Source organism: Bradyrhizobium sp. BLXBL-01 (assembly GCF_051853025.1).
In the GTDB taxonomy this organism is placed as follows: Bacteria; Pseudomonadota; Alphaproteobacteria; order Rhizobiales; family Xanthobacteraceae; genus Bradyrhizobium.
Map to the genome: position 1 here is coordinate 6,883,729 of NZ_CP182471.1, position 15,732 is coordinate 6,899,460.

The 15,732-nt window shown below is 65.3% G+C and carries 15 protein-coding genes; 3 read left to right on the forward strand and 12 right to left on the reverse strand.

The window, feature by feature from the left end:
• Nucleotides 1-2 precede the first annotated feature (2 nt).
• The 5 genes from ACNJYA_RS31935 to glpD are packed head-to-tail and all read right to left on the reverse strand — an operon-like array spanning nt 3 to nt 5,506.
• On the reverse strand, nt 3-809 hold the full coding sequence (locus tag ACNJYA_RS31935; protein WP_172785866.1) for a carbohydrate ABC transporter permease: 807 nt from the start codon (nt 807-809) through the stop codon (nt 3-5).
• Nucleotides 809-1,783 carry a carbohydrate ABC transporter permease gene (locus tag ACNJYA_RS31940; RefSeq protein WP_212259022.1) on the reverse strand — a complete coding sequence of 325 codons (975 nt, stop codon included), beginning with the start codon at nt 1,781-1,783 and terminating at the stop codon, nt 809-811. Before ACNJYA_RS31940 ends, ACNJYA_RS31935 begins: the two co-directional genes overlap by 1 nt.
• Nucleotides 1,783-2,868 (reverse strand): ABC transporter ATP-binding protein, encoded by a 1,086-nt coding sequence (locus ACNJYA_RS31945; protein WP_439401311.1) that lies wholly within the window; start codon nt 2,866-2,868, stop codon nt 1,783-1,785. The genes ACNJYA_RS31940 and ACNJYA_RS31945 overlap by 1 nt, the downstream gene beginning before the upstream one ends.
• A gap of 14 nt (nt 2,869-2,882) precedes the next feature.
• A complete protein-coding gene (locus tag ACNJYA_RS31950; protein WP_212259020.1) occupies nt 2,883-3,959 on the reverse strand; it encodes an ABC transporter ATP-binding protein in 1,077 nt (358 codons plus the stop codon).
• Entirely contained in the window at nt 3,956-5,506 is a 1,551-nt protein-coding gene (gene glpD / locus ACNJYA_RS31955) for a glycerol-3-phosphate dehydrogenase (RefSeq protein WP_212259019.1), read from the reverse strand. The genes ACNJYA_RS31950 and glpD overlap by 4 nt, the downstream gene beginning before the upstream one ends.
• A 288-nt stretch (nt 5,507-5,794) precedes the next feature.
• Between glpD and ACNJYA_RS31960 the strand changes: the two genes are divergently transcribed.
• Both ACNJYA_RS31960 and ACNJYA_RS31965 read left to right on the forward strand, forming a co-directional pair.
• Nucleotides 5,795-6,046 carry a type II toxin-antitoxin system prevent-host-death family antitoxin gene (locus tag ACNJYA_RS31960; RefSeq protein ID WP_197949300.1) on the forward strand — a complete coding sequence of 84 codons (252 nt, stop codon included), beginning with the start codon at nt 5,795-5,797 and terminating at the stop codon, nt 6,044-6,046.
• The gene (locus ACNJYA_RS31965) at nt 6,046-6,462 is read left to right on the forward strand and encodes a type II toxin-antitoxin system VapC family toxin (RefSeq protein WP_260380364.1); all 417 of its coding nucleotides are present in this window, start codon (nt 6,046-6,048) and stop codon (nt 6,460-6,462) included. Before ACNJYA_RS31960 ends, ACNJYA_RS31965 begins: the two co-directional genes overlap by 1 nt.
• A 3-nt stretch (nt 6,463-6,465) precedes the next feature.
• On the opposite strand, the gene ACNJYA_RS31970 is transcribed toward ACNJYA_RS31965, so the two are convergent.
• The gene (locus tag ACNJYA_RS31970) at nt 6,466-7,311 is read right to left on the reverse strand and encodes a DeoR/GlpR family DNA-binding transcription regulator (RefSeq protein ID WP_172785859.1); all 846 of its coding nucleotides are present in this window, start codon (nt 7,309-7,311) and stop codon (nt 6,466-6,468) included.
• A gap of 106 nt (nt 7,312-7,417) precedes the next feature.
• Complete coding sequence (locus ACNJYA_RS31975; RefSeq protein ID WP_439401312.1) at nt 7,418-8,104, reverse strand: HAD family hydrolase; 687 nt, start codon at nt 8,102-8,104, stop codon at nt 7,418-7,420.
• Nucleotides 8,105-8,258: 154 nt separating this feature from the next.
• Here ACNJYA_RS31975 and ACNJYA_RS31980 point away from each other — a divergent pair, with 154 nt between their 5' ends.
• Nucleotides 8,259-8,711 (forward strand): nuclear transport factor 2 family protein, encoded by a 453-nt coding sequence (locus tag ACNJYA_RS31980; RefSeq protein ID WP_172785960.1) that lies wholly within the window; start codon nt 8,259-8,261, stop codon nt 8,709-8,711.
• A gap of 226 nt (nt 8,712-8,937) precedes the next feature.
• Here the strand turns inward: ACNJYA_RS31980 and ACNJYA_RS31985 are convergent, their stop codons facing one another.
• The 5 genes from ACNJYA_RS31985 to ACNJYA_RS32005 all read right to left on the reverse strand — a co-directional run bounded on the left by ACNJYA_RS31985 (nt 8,938) and on the right by ACNJYA_RS32005 (nt 15,433).
• Complete coding sequence (locus tag ACNJYA_RS31985; protein WP_036013862.1) at nt 8,938-9,129, reverse strand: hypothetical protein; 192 nt, start codon at nt 9,127-9,129, stop codon at nt 8,938-8,940.
• 222 nt (nt 9,130-9,351) lie between these two features.
• Nucleotides 9,352-9,762, reverse strand: coding sequence for an acyl-CoA thioesterase (locus ACNJYA_RS31990; protein WP_027577195.1), 411 nt, complete (start codon nt 9,760-9,762; stop codon nt 9,352-9,354).
• Between the two features lie 21 nt (nt 9,763-9,783).
• Nucleotides 9,784-11,880, reverse strand: a complete 2,097-nt coding sequence (locus ACNJYA_RS31995; RefSeq protein ID WP_439401313.1) for a 3-hydroxyacyl-CoA dehydrogenase NAD-binding domain-containing protein — start codon at nt 11,878-11,880, stop codon at nt 9,784-9,786.
• 2 nt (nt 11,881-11,882) lie between these two features.
• On the reverse strand, nt 11,883-13,166 hold the full coding sequence (locus ACNJYA_RS32000) for an acetyl-CoA C-acetyltransferase (RefSeq protein WP_439401314.1): 1,284 nt from the start codon (nt 13,164-13,166) through the stop codon (nt 11,883-11,885).
• Nucleotides 13,166-15,433, reverse strand: coding sequence for an acyl-CoA dehydrogenase (locus ACNJYA_RS32005; protein WP_439401315.1), 2,268 nt, complete (start codon nt 15,431-15,433; stop codon nt 13,166-13,168). Before ACNJYA_RS32005 ends, ACNJYA_RS32000 begins: the two co-directional genes overlap by 1 nt.
• Between the last annotated feature and the right edge of the window lie 299 nt (nt 15,434-15,732).

The following is a 15,732-nucleotide window of genomic DNA, read 5'->3' on the forward strand; positions in this document are numbered from 1 at the left end:
TCCTACACGCGGCCGAGCGCGAAGCCGCGCGCGATGTAGTTGCGGACGAACCAGATCACCAGCGCGCCCGGAATGATGGTGAGCACGCCGGCGGCGGCGAGCAGGCCCCAATCCATGCCGGCGGCCGAGACCGTGCGCGTCATGATCGCGGCAATGGGCTTCGCGTGCACCGAGGTCAGCGTGCGCGCCAGCAGCAGCTCGACCCAGGAGAACATGAAGCAGAAGAAGGCGGCGACGCCGATGCCGCTCGCAATCAGCGGCACCAGGATCTTGATGAAGAAGCGCGGGAAGGAATAGCCGTCGAGGAAGGCGGTCTCGTCGATCTCGCGCGGCACGCCGGAGACGAAGCCTTCGAGGATCCACACCGCCAGCGGCACGTTGAAGATGCAGTGCGCGAGCGCGACCGCCCAGGGTGTGTCGAACAGCCCGATCGCCGAATAGAGATTGAAGAACGGCAGCGCATAGACCGCGGCCGGCGCCATGCGGTTCGACAGCAGCCAGAAGAACAGGTGCTTGTCGCCGAGGAAGCGGTAGCGCGAGAAGGCGTAAGCCGCCGGCAGCGCCACGGCGATCGAGATGACGGTGTTGAGGACGACGTATTCGAGCGAATTGATGTAGCCCGAATACCAGCTCTCGTCGGTGAAGATGCGCTTGTAATGCTGCAGCGTCGGGGTGTGCGGCCACAGCGTCATCGTCGAGACGATCTCGCTGTTGGTCTTGAAGCTCATGTTGACGAGCCAGTAGATCGGCAGCAGCAGGAAGACCAGGAACAGCCCCATGATGAGGCGGCGGCCGGGGATCGAATGCATCAGGCCACTCCTTCCCTAGGCTTGAGGGCGGGCACGGGCTTGAGCGCGGCCGAAGGTTTGGGCTCCACCGCCGGCTCGCTTTCCGCCTGGACTTTGCGTTCCACACCGGCGTTGGTCATGACGGTGTAGAAGATCCAGCAGACGATCAGGATGATGAGGTTGTAGACCAGCGACAGCGCGGCGGCCTTGCCGAGATCGAACTGGCCGAGTGCGATCTTGACCAGCTCGATCGAGACGAAGGTGGTGGAATTGCCGGGCCCGCCGCCGGTGACGACGAACGGCTCGGTGTAAATCATGAAGCTGTCCATGAAGCGCAGCAGCACCGCGATCAACAGCACGCGGTTCATCTTCGGCAGCTGGATCGCCTTGAACACGGCCCAGCGCGAGGCGCCGTCGATCTGCGCGGCCTGGTAATAGGCTTCGGGGATCGACTTCAGGCCGGCGTAGCAGAGCAGCGCGACCAGGCTGGTCCAGTGCCAGACGTCCATCACGATGACGGTGACCCAGGCATCGACGTCGTTGGAGACGTAATTGTAGTCGAAGCCCATGGCGTTGAGGACGTAGCCGAGCAGGCCGATGTCGGGACGCCCGAAGATCTGCCAGATGGTGCCGACCACGTTCCAGGGGATCAGCAGCGGCAGCGCGAGGATGACGAGGCAGGCCGCGACGGTCCAGCCCTCGCGCGGCATCGACAACGCGACGACGATGCCGAGCGGCACCTCGATGGCGAGGATGACGAGCGAGAAGAACAGGTTGCGGCCGAGCGAGGCGAGGAAGCGGCCGCCGAGATCGGTGGAGGGATCGAGCAGCTCCTTGAACCAGCCGACGCCGTTCCAGAAGAACTGGTTGTTGCCGAAGGTGTCCTGCATCGAATAGTTCACCACCGTCATCAGCGGCAGCACCGCCGAGAAGGCGACGACCAGGAACACCGGCAGCACCAGGAACCAGGCTTTTTGGTTGACGGTCTTGTCCATCAGGCGGCTCCCTCCACCAGAAGGCTGTCGGCATAGACGTGGACGTGCGACGGATCGAATCTCAGCCCGGCGGTGCCGTCCGCGCTGGTGAAGCTGCTGGGGGCACGCGCCGCGAGCTTGGCGTCGCCGACGCGCACGCGCGCGAAGCGGATGCGGCCGAGATCGTCGATGCGCTCGATCCTGGCGGTGAGCAGGCCGGGCGCGGGCGCGACCACCTCGACGAATTCGGGACGGACGCCGATTTCGATCGTCGCCCCCGCGGGCAGGTTGTCGTAGCTGCGGTTCAGCGCGATGACGTGGCCGTCGATCAGCGCCTCGCGCCCCCTCACCTCCGCCGGCAGGATGTTCATACCGGGCGAGCCGATGAAATAGCCGACGAAGGTGTGCGCCGGCTTGTCGAACAGCTCGGCCGGCGTGCCGCTCTGCACCACGCGGCCGTCATGCATGACGACCACGGTGTCGGCGAAGGTCAACGCCTCGGTCTGGTCGTGGGTGACGTAGATCATCGTGAGATCGAGCTCGCGATGCAGCGCCTTCAGCTTGGAGCGGAGCTGCCATTTCAGCTCGGGATCGATCACCGTCAGCGGTTCGTCGAACAGCACGGCGGCAACGTCGTTACGCACGAGACCGCGGCCGAGCGAGATCTTCTGCTTGGCGTCGGCGGTCAGGCGCGTGGCCTTGCGGTTCAAATAAGGCTCGAGGTCGAGCAGGCGGCCGATCTCGGCGACGCGCCTTTCGATGTCGGCCTTCGGCACGCCGCGGTTCTTCAGCGGGAACGCCAGGTTCTGTCCGACCGTCATGGTGTCGTAGATCACCGGAAACTGGAACACCTGGGCGATGTTGCGCTTCTGGGTTGACAGCGGTGTGATGTCCTTGCCGTCGAACAGGATTTTCCCCCGCGACGGCGTGATGATGCCGGAGATGACGTTGAGCAGCGTGGTCTTGCCGCAGCCGGAAGGGCCCAGCAGCGCATAGGCGCCGCCCTGCCGCCAGGTCATCGTGACAGGCTTGAGCGCAAAGCTTTCCTGCGGCGCATCGTTGCCGCCGTAGGAATGGGCGAGATCGACGAGGTCAATGCGGGCCATGGCGCATCTCCCCGTTAAGAGCCCGGCGCCGCGACCAACCGGTCGGCGGCATCGAAGACGAAGACATCATTGGGATCGAGCACGGCATCGAGCATCTGGCCGGGCTCGAACTCATGCACGCCGTGCAGCACCGCAACCCAGTTCGATCCGTCGCGGGTCAAATGCACGAAGCTCTCCGAACCGGTGATCTCGGTCACCGTGACAGTGGCGTGAAAGGCGTGACGGTCGGCCTCGCCATTGGCAAGCCCGAGCTGATGGGCGCGGAAGCCGACGCGATAGAAGCCGTCGGGAAGTCCGGCATAAAGTCCGGACGCCGGTGCAGCGCTGCCACCGGCATATTGAACCATGCCATCCCCCTTCTCGAGGCCCACCAGGTTGAGCGGCGGATCGGAGAACACCTGGGCGACACGCAGAGTCCGCGGGCGGCGATAGACGTTCGACGTCTCGCCCATCTGCAGTGCCTGGCCCTCCCACATGCACACCGTGTTGCCGCCGAGCAGCAGCGCCTCGGTCGGCTCGGTGGTGGCATAGACGAAGATCGCGCCCGAGGCCTCGAAAATGCGCGGCAGCTCGGCCCGCAGCTCCTCGCGCAGCTTGTAGTCGAGATTGGCGAGCGGCTCGTCGAGCAGCACGAGATCGGCGCCCTTGACCAGCGCGCGCGCGATCGCGGTGCGCTGCTGCTGACCGCCGGAGAGCTGGAGCGGCGTGCGCTTCAGGAACGGCTCGAGCCGCAGCAGCTTTGCCGCCTCCGCCACGCGCGCCTCGATTTCGTCGCGCGGCTTGCCCTGCACGCGCAGCGGCGAGGCGATGTTCTCGTAGACCGTCAGCGAGGGGTAGTTGATGAACTGCTGATAGACCATGGCGACCGAGCGCTGGCGCACGTCGGCGCCGGTGACGTCCTTGCCGTTGACGAACACCTTGCCCGTGGTCGGCTTGTCGAGGCCGGCGAGCAACCGCATGATCGAGGTCTTGCCCGACAGCGTCGGCCCGAGCAGCACGTTGAGCGTGCCGCTCTCGAGCGTCAGCGAGACGTCGCGAATGTGCGGCACGCCCTCGACGGTCCGGGTCACGTGATCGAGTGTCACGGTCATGAACGTCCTCCCGCTTCCAGCAGGGGACTTTGCGCCACCGCGTGGCTCCTGATCCAGTCGTCGAGGGCCGCGATCTCGTCGGCAGATAGTCGCAGGCCGAGCTTGGAACGGCGCCAGACCACGTCCTCGGCGGTGACGGCCCATTCGTTGGCCATGAGATAGCGGACCTCGCGCTCGGTCAGCGTGGCGCCAAAGGCCTGGCCGAGATCCGCTGCCGATTTCGCATCGCCGAGCAGCTTGATGGCGCGGGTGCCATAGGCGCGCGCCAGGCGCCGCGCATGCGCATGGCTGAGGAAGGGATAGCCGCGCTGCAGCTCGGCGATCAGGCCGTCGATGTCGGATACATTCATGTCGCCGCCCGGCAGCGGCCATTTGCCGGTCCAGCCCTCGCGCGCCTTCGCGCTGCGCAGATAGGGCGCAAGGCGCTCTAGCGCCTCCTCGGCGAGCCTGCGATAGGTCGTGATCTTGCCGCCATAGATCGACAGCAGCGGCACGCCGCCGGGCGTGTCGAGCTCGAACACGTAGTCGCGCGTGGCGGCCTTGGCCTCGCTGGCGCCGTCGTCATAGAGCGGGCGCACGCCGGAATAGGTCCAGACCACGTCGGCGGGCGCGACCGGCTTGGCCAGATATTCGCTCGCCGCCTTGCAGAGATATTCGATCTCCTCAGTCGTCGCCTTCACCTTGGCGGGATCGCCGTCATAGTCGCGGTCGGTGGTGCCGATCAACGTGAAGTCGTCCTGGTACGGGATCACGAAGATGATGCGGCCGTCGGCGTTCTGGAACATGTAGGCGCGGTCGTGGTCGTAGAGCTTCTTCACGACGATGTGCGAGCCCTGCACCAGGCGCACCTTGGCCTTCGCATTCACGCCGGCGCCGCGGCCGAGCACGTCCTCGACCCAGGGGCCGCCGGCATTGATCAGCGCCTTGGCCCGGATCTGCGAGCGCGCGCCAGTCAGCGTGTCGACCATGCTGACGGTCCAGAGGCCGTCCGACTGGCGAATCTCGGTGGCGCGGGTGCGGGTGCGGATCTCGGCCCCCTTGTCGGCGGCATCGCGCGCATTGAGCACGACGAGGCGGGCGTCGTCGACGAAGCAGTCCGAATATTCGAAGGCGCGGCTGTAGCGATTCGGGATCAGTGGCTTACCGACCTCATCGCGCTTGAGATCGACCGAGCGGGTCGCCGGCAGCAGGTGACGGCCGCCGATGTGATCATAGAGAAAGAGGCCAAGGCGCAGCAGCCAGGCCGGGCGCAGGCCGGCGTGATGCGGCAAAACGAAACGCAGGGGTCGGATGATGTGGGGCGCGATGCCCCAGAGGATCTCGCGCTCGATCAGCGCCTCGCGGACCAGCCGGAACTCGTAATATTCGAGATAGCGCAGGCCACCGTGCACGAGCTTGGTCGACCAGGACGATGTCCCGCTCGCCAGATCGTTCATTTCGCACAGGAAAACCGTGTTACCGCGGCCCACCGCGTCCCGCGCGATGCCGCAGCCGTTAACACCGCCTCCAATGATGGCGAGATCGAAAATACGCTCCAACAGACGCATCCCCCGGCGACCGCCCGTTCGTCGAGCGGTTACTTTCGCTTTTGATTAGATCACACCGGAAAACGAAAGCAAGATGAAAGAGAGGCGAAAGGAAGCGAAAGCGGAACTTTTTGGTGGGCATTGAGGCAGCGAAATCGGCAGGTGGACGGACAGATTTTGGGGCAAGTAGCTCGACCGAACGGCATCCAGGCACGGGCCAGTGGGCCGGCACGTCTTTGCACTTGTATGTAGCAACATTCCTACATAGCTTCCCAAGCGGAGCATGGCCACGGCTTGGAGGCTCAGACGATGGTGACCACCCTGACCAGCCGAGAATTCAATCAAGACACCAGCGGCGCCAAGAAAGCGGCATCGCAAGGACCCGTTTTCATTACAGACCGCGGCCGTCCAGCCCATGTCCTGCTGACCATCGAGGACTACTTGCGCCTGACCGGCGGACACATGAGCCTTGCGGAAGCTCTGGCGCAGACGAACGCGGATTTTGATTTCGATCCGCCTCGCGTGGACGAGGGCATCTTCAGGGCTGCTGATCTCGACTGATGTTCCTGCTGGACACCAATGTCATTTCCGAATTGAGGCGACCGGACAAGGCCGATCGGCACGTCGTTGCCTGGGCAGGCGCAATTCCGGCAGCAAACTTCTTCATCTCAGTCATTTCGATTCTCGAGATCGAACTTGGCGCACGCCTGATCGAACGCAGGGACGCAGCGCAAGGTGCCATCTTGCGCAGCTGGATCAACAGCCAGATTCTGGCTCGCTTCGAGGGTCGGATCCTGCCTATCGATACGGCTGTCGCGCGGCGTTGCGCACAACTTCACGTTCCCAACCCGCGCGCCGAACGCGACGCGCTCATTGCTGCAACCGCGCTAGTTCATGGTTTGACGGTTGTTACGCGCAATGTAGAGGATTTCAAACCGACGGGCGTTGCGCTGCTCAACCCGTCGGACGACGCTTAGCCGCTATCTCAGCCGCACCACTGGCGCGGCTTCCGGTGCGGCGTCCTGGCCGTCGGTCGGCGCATCGTCGATATCCGCGCCCTTCGGCATCGCCTCGACCACCTCGATGCCCTTGCTGTGGCAGATGGTGGCGAGGCGCTCGGGCAGCTCCTGGTCGGTGACAAAGGTCTGGATCTGGGTGATGTGGGCGATGCGCACCGGCGCGCTGCGGCGAAGTTTTGTGGAATCGGCGACCAACATGACGCTGCGGGCATTGGCGATGATGGCCTGCGCCACCTGCACCTCGCGATAGTCGAAGTCGAGTAGCGCGCCCTCTTCGTCAATCGCGGACGCGCCGATGATGGCGTAGTCGACCTTGAACTGGCCGATCAGCTGCGTCGCGGTCGAGCCGACCACCGCGCCGTCGGCGCGCCGCACCGTGCCGCCGGCGACCACCACCTCGATGCGCGGATGGCGGTAGAGCAGCATCGCGACGTTGAGGTTGTTGGTGATGACGAGCAGGTCCTCATGCGAGGTCAGCGCGCTCGCGACCTCCTCCGTCGTGGTGCCGATGTTGATGAACAGCGAGCAGCCGTTCGGGATCAGCGAGGCGGCGGCCGCCCCGATCGCCTTCTTCTCGTCGGCGGCGACGAAGCGGCGCGCCTCATAGGCGAGGTTTTCCACGCCCGAGGCGATGATGGCGCCGCCATGGATGCGGGTCAGCGAACGCCGCTCACAGAGATCGTTGAGATCCTTGCGGATGGTCTGCGCCGACACCTCGAAGCGGCGCGCGAGCTCCTCGACCATGACGCGGCCGGAGGCGCGCGCGATGTTGAGGATTTCGGCTTGGCGATGGGTCAGTCCGGTCACGGCAAAGGCCTCACATCAGGATGATGCATGGTGCGGCGGTTCGCGCCTGCGGTCAATGCGGATGCCGATCACGGTTAACGGATGGAGGTTCTCACGACGCCATTTCCTACCACGCCATGACGCTTGCAAGACGTGCGATCAGATCCGGATCGTCGAACGCGCTGGCGGAGGCGACCACGCCTGCTCCAATCAGGTCAGCATGGCTGAGGCTGGTGCGGATGCCGACGGTCGGAATGCCGGCGGCCGTCGCGGACTGCACGCCGGTACGGGAGTCCTCGAATGCGATCGAGCTTTCCGGCCTCGCGCCGACGAAACGCAGCCCTTCCTGGTACGGTAGCGGATGCGGCTTGCCATGCGGCAGCTCGGCGCCGATCACGAGCGCCCTGAAACGATGCGTGATGCCAAGGCCGGAGAGCAGCAGCTCGGCATTGAGACGCGGCGCGTTGGTCACGGCGACCATGGGAATGCCGGCGCCATCGGCGCGGTCGAGCAGCGCCATCAGGCCCGGCAGCGGTGCGATCTGCCCGGCTACCAGGGTGCGGAAGACCTCCTCCTTCTCTTCGAGGATCAAGGCGCGCCGCTCCGGCGCCTCGTGGGGCAGAAAGCGATCGCCGATCGCGACATTGGCGAAGCCCTGCAGCTCGCGGGAGAAACGTGCGTGATCGAAGACGTGTCCGTGCGGGCCGAGCACCTGGTTGAAAGCCTTCAAGTGCAACGGGTCGGTGTCGGCGAGCGTGCCGTCGATGTCGAACAACAACGCCCGGCCCGTTCCATCGTGTTTGGTCTCGATCATTTCCGTACTTTCCCAAATGCGCGACGCATCGATGCGGAAGGCGTATCAATACGGCCTCGATCGCGCAATGACGCATCCACATGACCAGCAGGTGACGCTCGACAAAGCCGCGCGCGACTGCAACACTGGCCACAAGATCAAAAAGGAGGAAACGATGACGATCAACCGACGCGATCTGGCTCTCTCGACTCTCGCCGTCTCCGCGCTTGCGTTCGCGACGCCGGCGCTCGCCGCTTCGGCAGACGAGGAAGCCGTGGCGAAGAGGGTCGATGCCTTCCGTCTCGCCCAGATCGCGGCCGATCCCAAGGCGCTCGGCGCGCTGTGCGCGGAGGAGCTGAGCTACAGCCATTCCAGCGGCAAGGTCGAGGACAAGGCGACATTCATCGCCAACGCGACCGACGGCAAGTCCAAGTTTCTGTCGATCGAATACAAGGATCCCACCATCAAGGTCGTCGGCCCCGCAGCGATCGTGCGTTTCCACTGGCTGGGCGAGCAGGAGATGGCGGCCGATGGGAAAAAAGTATCGACCAACCTTCACATCCTGATGAACTGGCAGAAGCAGGGCGACGAGTGGAAGCTGTTGTCGCGGGCGGCGACGAAGTTGTGATGACTTATTACCCTCTCCCCTTGTGGGAGAGGGTGGCTCGCCGCGCAGCGGCGAGACGGGTGAGGGGTCTCTCTCCGCGAGCCACCCTTCACATGTGAGCTTGCTGAAGCAACCCCTCATCCGGCGCTTTGCGCCACCTTCTCCCACAAGGGGAGAAGGGGCAGCGGTGCGCTCGGCAAAAAATTCCGACCACGCCTCGCGCGTCGAAATCACCGGCGGTAGGTGCTTACGCCGCCTCCTTCACATCGCCGTTCACCAGCCTGCGCGCGGCGCGCTCGGCTTCGCGGGCGTTGCGGAAGAGCTGGCCTTCGAGACGGTTGAAGCGGTGCGACGAGGCGAAGAAGCAATAGCCTCCAGAAGAACGAACGACGATACCTGCGGTCTGCGAATCGACTTCGATGATGTAGCTGTCCGGCATAGTCCGTGGATTCCTCAGTGCGGGCAAACAACGGTGCTCCTGCCCAAAGGTTCCCTAGGCATTTGAGGCCGTTTCCACCCCGAATCGACACGCAATTGAGTACGCCGGGACCTCATCCGTTTTATGACTGGTTCTTGGCGAAAGCCGCGACGAGGTGACTTGCTCGTGCCGCGTTTTGCGGCGCTGCAAAGCTCGCAAAGTGAGGCAGAGCGCCGCGCGCGATTACGTCGCGATCGGCGGATCGTTTCGCTGGATCGCCTGCGGACGGCCGTGGTCGTCGATCGAGACATAGGTGAAATGACCGTCGGTGACGAGGAACGGATGCAGCTCCTTGCGCCGCAATGCCCAGGCCTCGAGATGCACGGTCAGTGAGGTGCGCCCAACGCGCACGAGATTGGCATAGACCGAGACGAGATCGCCGACATAGACCGCTTTGCGAAAATTCATCGCCTCGATAGCGACCGTCACGGTGCGCGACCGCGCAACCTTCGAGGCGAACACGCCGCCGCCGACGTCCATCTGACTGAGCAGCCAGCCGCCGAAGATGTCGCCGTTGGCATTGGTGTCGGCCGGCATCGCCAGCGTGCGGATGCAGAGATCGCCGCTCGGCCCGGTCGTGGCTTGCTCGTTCATGCCCCTCTCACGCGAGATTGCTCACTTGAAATTGTCCCAGCCCGGATCGGGCGCGAAACGCGCGCCGAATCGTTCAGCCAGCGCGCGAAGAGTGGATACAATGTTTTCGACGCCACGCGTGCGCGCATAGTTCAGCGGACCGCCGCGGAACGGTGCATAACCGGTGCCGAAGATCATGGCGCCATCGATTGCATCGGCATCGTCGACGATGCCTTCGCGAAGGGCCGCGACGCAGACGTTGGACATCGGCAGCACCAGGCGGTCGATCATCTGGTCAGTGACGCGCGGACCGGTCTGCGGCAACGGCGTCTTCTCCGCCTTGCCGTCCTTCCAGGTGTAAAAACCCTTGCCGGTCTTGCGGCCGAGCTCGCCCTTGGTGACCTTCTCGCGGAGCCAGGCCGGCGTCGGCGGCAGGAGATCGCCGAATTTGGTGCGCAGCATGTCGCCGACGTCGAGGCAGATATCGAGCCCGACCTGATCGGCGAGCTCGATCGGTCCCATCGGCATCCCGAACTGCTCGGCCGCAGCGTCGATCAGGCGTTGGTCCGTCTTCTCGTCCAGCATCACCATCGCTTCCAGCATGTAAGGCGTCAACGCGCGGTTGACGAGGAAGCCGGGCGAGCTCTTCACGGCGAGCGGCAGGCGGTCGATGGCGCCGACGAAGGCGAGCGCCTCTTTGAGTACTTGTGTATCGTTGCCGTCATGGCTGACGACCTCGACCAGCTGCAGCCGCGACACCGGGTTGAAGAAATGCAGGCCGACCAGCCGCTCCGGCCGCGCCAGCGTCGTGCGCAGGTCCTGGAGCGGAATGCTCGACGTGTTGGTCGCGAGGATCGCGCCGGGCTTCATCTGCGGCTCGAGCCCGGCATAGACCTTCTGCTTCAGCTCCAGCTTCTCCGGCACCGCCTCGATGATGAGATCGGCGTTGCGGACGCCCTCGCCGTCCATGTCGGGGATCAGGCGATCGAGCGCGTCGCGCACGTCGGTGGGCTTGCGGATGATCTTGCCGTAGAGCTCGGCCGCGCGTTTGACTGCGCCCGCGATCGGCTCCGGCTTCATGTCGGCGAGCGAGACGCGAAAGCCCTGCCCCGCACACCAGGCCGCGATATCGCCGCCCATGGCGCCGGCGCCGATGACGTGGACCTGCTTCACCGTGCTAGCGGAGCCTGCCGCCTTCTTCATCTGCTCGCGCAGGAAGAAGACGCGGATCAGATTCTGCGCGGTCGGCGTCACCATCAGCTTGGCGAACGAGGCCTGCTCGGCCTTCAGCATCGCGGACTTGCTGCCGCCGTGGGTCTCCCAGAGATCGATCAGCGCATAGGGCGCGGGATAATGCTCGCGCGATGCAGCCTTCGCGGCCTCCGCGCGCATGCGCTTGGCCAGCAGGCCGCGCACCGGCCCGAGATTGGCGGCGCGCGTCAGCAGACCGGGCTTGGCCCGCTTCAGACGGCCGAACAGCGCATCCTTCACCGCGCCCTGGACGTGGCGCTCCTGCGTCACGGTGTCGACGAGGCCGAGCGCCTTGGCGCGGCGCGCGTCGATGGTGCGGCCGGTCAGCATCAGCGCCATCGACTGGGTCGGATTGACCAGCGCGGTGAACCGGGCGGTGCCGCCGAGACCGGGATGCAGGCCGAGCATCACCTCCGGGAAGCCGAAACGCGCCCCCTCGATGGCGATGCGCGCCTGGCAGGCCAGCGCCACCTCGAGCCCGCCGCCGAGGCAGAAGCCGTGAATGACCGCGACCGTCGGCAGCTTTAGCGCTTCCAGATGGTCGACCACCGCGTGCGCGGCGCGGATGCGCGTCTCGACCATGTCGGGATCGGACGCGCCGCGGAATTCGTTGACATCCGCGCCGGCAATGAAGCCCGACGGCTTTGCCGAGCGAATGACGAGACCGGCGGGGCGCTCGGTCTCGATCGCCGCGAGCACGGCGTCGAACTCCTCCATCACGTCGGACGAGAGCGTGTTGGCGCTGGCGTCAGCGCGGTCGAACAGCAGCCAGGCGACACCATCCGAATGGCGCGTCAGCTTGAAGTGCTTGTAGGGACCATCCGGTGCGGGCCGCGGCCCGATCTCCAGCACGCGGCCGCCGAGCGCGGTCATGATCTTGGAATCCATGGTCACACCGCCTCGATCAGCATGGCGCCACCGAGCCCGCCGCCGATGCATTCGGTGGCAATTCCGCGCCGCGTGCCGAGCCGCTTCATCGCATTGACGAGATGCAGCACGATGCGATTGCCGGAGGTGCCGACGGGATGGCCGAGCGAAATCGCGCCGCCGTCGACGTTCAGCCTCTCGCGGTCGATCTCGCCGGCGGCACCATCGAGCCGCAATATTTCGCGGCAGAACTTGTCATCGTTCCAGGCGGCGAGACAGCCGAGCACTTGCGTTGCGAAGGCCTCGTTCAGCTCCCAGGTCTCGACGTCCTTGATGGTGAGGTCGTTGCGCTGGAGCAGCGGCGTCACCGACATCACCGGGCCGAGCCCCATGATGCTGGGATCGAGCGCGGCCCAATGGCTGTCGACGATGACGGCTTTCGGCGTGAGCTTGTGCTTTGCCACGGCGGCGTCGGAGGCGAGGATCACCCAAGACGCACCGTCGGTGATCTGGGAGGAATTGCCGGCCGTGACCTGGCCCCACGGCCGCTCGAACACCGGCCGGAGCTTGGCGAGCGTCTCGGCCGTCGAGTCCGGGCGCACGCCGTCGTCGTGGTCGAAGAACTTGCCGTCGCGGGAGAATGCGGTCTCGACCTCACCCTTCAGATAACCCGCGCTTTGCGCATGCGCGAGCCGGCGATGGCTTTCGGCGGCATAGGCATCCGACTGCGCGCGCGTAATGCCGAAGAGATGGCCGACGACCTCGGCGGTCTGGCCCATGTTCAGCTCGGTGACTGGATCGGTCAGGCCGCGCTCGAGGCCGATGATCGGCTTGAGATCGCGCGGCCTCAGCTTGAACGCTGAGGCGATCTTCGCGGCAACGCCCTTGGCAGTGGCAAGACCGGCGAACCAGCGCACGCCGGAATTCGGCCAGACCAGCGGCGCGTGGCTCAAGGCCTCGGTGCCTCCAGCCAAAATCATGTCGGCATGGCCTTCGCGGATATAGCGATAGGCGGTGTCGATCGACTGCATGCCCGAGCCGCAATTGATCTGCACGGTGAAGGCGACCATGTCCTCGCCCATGCCGAGCCGAAGCGCGGCGACGCGGGCCGGGTTCATCTCGTCAGCGATCACGTTGACGCAGCCGAGGATGAGCTGGTCGAAGCTATCGGGCGAGAACGGCTGCCGCGCCAGCAGCGGCCGGCCGCACTGCACGGCGAGATCGACCGGCGTGAACGGCCCGGGCCCCGAACGCGCCTTCAGGAACGGCGTCCGGCTGCCGTCGACGATAAATACCGGTCGTGCCATCAGCTCGCCGCCCTCTGCTCACCGAGTTCCTGGAAGAACTGATGCACATTGACGGTTTTCTTGTAAATCGGCGACAGCGCCTCCGGCGCAAAATCGTCGACCTCTATCACTTTTGTGACGGCTTCATGAGCTGCAGCAAGCTGCTCGCCCTCAGCCTGGGTGACCACGCCCTTGCTGACGGCCTCCTTCCAGTCGCGGATATGCGCAGCACGCATGCGCCTGGCGATCGCATCTGTCGCCGCGACCAGCTTAAACGCGCGCTCCAGCCGGGCAAAGCCGCCGTCGTCGTCGACATGAGCGAGATCCGGGGTGAGGCGCTCGCGTGCCGCGGACGGGTCCAGCACGATGGCAGCGCATTGGTGCACGACGCGATCGGACGGGCCGAGCACGCGGGCGCCGAACGGCTGGACCACGAGCTTGAGGAGGCCGGCGACGAAGCGGTTAGGCAAATTGGCCAGGATTTCGGCAAGCCGGTTCTCGATGGTTTTGAGCCCGGTCGCCATGCACCATTCCAGCGCCGCGAAATCCTCCTTCTGCCGCCCCTCGTCCTGCCAGCGCTTCAGCGCGGCCGAGAGCAGGTAGAGCTCGGACAGGATGTCGCCGAAGCGGGCCGACAGCATCTCCTTGCGCTTGAGCGCGCCGCCGAGCGTCAGCAGCGCCATGTCGGCGCAGAACGCAAACGCCGCGGAGTAGCGCGAGAGCTGGCGGTAGAAGGGCGTGGCGTCGCCCGCATCCGGCGCCGGCGCGAAGGCGCCAAAGGTCCAGCTCCGGCCGAAGGCGCGGAACAGGGTCCGGAAGCTGTGGGCGACATGCTTCCAGAACGTCTTGTCGAACGCGCTGAGGCCGCGCTCGCGATCGGTATCGGCGAGCGAATTCATCTCGTCGAGCAGGTAAGGATGGGCACGGATCGCTCCTTGCCCGAACACGATGAGATTGCGGGTCAGGATATTGGCGCCTTCGACCGTGATGCCGACCGGCACGGCGCGGTGGAGATTGCCGAGATAGTTTTGCGGACCGTCGATCACGGCCTTGCCGCCATGGATGTCCATGGCGTCGTCGATCGCGGTGCGCATCCGCTCGGTCGCGTGCAGCTTCATGATGCCGGAGATGACGGCGGGATGGACGCCGGCATTGAGCGCCGCGCAGGTCAGCCGGCGCGCCGCGTCGAGCTGATAGGCGGTGGCGACGATGCGCGCGAGCGGCTCCTCGACGCCTTCGAACTTGGAGATCGAGATTCCGAACTGCTCGCGGATGCGGGCATAGGCGCCGGTGGTGCGCGCCGCATAGGCGGCGCCGGCCGCCGACAGTGACGGCAGCGAGATGCCGCGGCCGGCGGCGAGCGCGGTCATCAGCATCTTCCAGCCCTGCCCCAGGCGCTCCTTCCCGCCGATGACATAGTCGAGCGGAATGAAGACGTCGCGACCCCAGTTCGGGCCGTTCTGAAAGACCTGCATCGAGGGCAGGTGGCGCTGCCCGATCTCGACGCCGGGCAAGTTCGTCGGGATCAGTGCCACGGTGATGCCGAGCTCTTCCTGGCCCCCGACGAGATGATCGGGATCATAGGCCTTGAAGGCAAGGCCCAGCAGCGTCGCGACCGGACCGAGCGTGATGTAGCGCTTGTGCCAGTTGAGGCGGAGGCCGACGACCTCGCGCCCCTCGAATTCGCCCTTGCAGATGATGCCGGTATCGACCATCGAGGCGGCATCCGAGCCGGCTTCCGGGCTGGTGAGTCCGAAGCAGGGAATCTCGCGTCCGTCGGCGAGCCGCGGCAGCCAGCGCTGCTGCTGCTCGTGCGTGCCGAAGCGCATCAGGAGCTCGCCGGGGCCGAGCGAGTTCGGCACCATCACGGTGACCGCGACCGCGATCGAGCGGGTCGAGATCTTGCGTACGACTTCCGAATGCGCGTAGGGCGAGAAGCCGAGGCCGCCGAACTCCTTCGGAATGATCATGCCGAAGAACTTTTCGCGCTTGACGAAGTGCCAGACGTCCTGCGGCAGGTCGCGCGTTTCCCAGAAAATCTTCCACTCGTCGAGCATGGCACAGAGCTCGTCGACGGGGCCACTCAGGAACGCCCGTTCCTCGTCCGTCAGCCTCGCCTGCGGGACCTTCAGCAGCTTCGACCAATCAGGGTTGCCGGTGAAGAGATCGGCATCCCACCAGACGTCGCCCGCCTCCAGCGCCTCCCGCTCGGTGTCGGACATCGCCGGCAGCACGCCGCGCGCCCAGGAGAAGATCGGCTTTGTGATGGTGTCGCGGCGGAAGCTCATGGCGGACCTCATGCATCGGCGCGGGTATCGGGCATTTTAGCGGAAAGTGGCCGGGGTGCGTGAACACTTCGCGGGCAAAAACAAGCGAATTGACGCGGCCGGGCGGCCGCCCAGGCGATAACGGCCGGGGCGTGGGGACAGTTCCGGGAGGGGGTTTGCGGCAATGTCCTCTCAGCGTCATTCCGGGGCGCGCCTCTTGGCGCGAGCTACGGTGCGCAATTGCGCACCTGAGAATCCATACTCCCGATGGTGGTTATGGATTCCGGGCTCGACGCTACGCGTCGCCCCGGAATGACGGA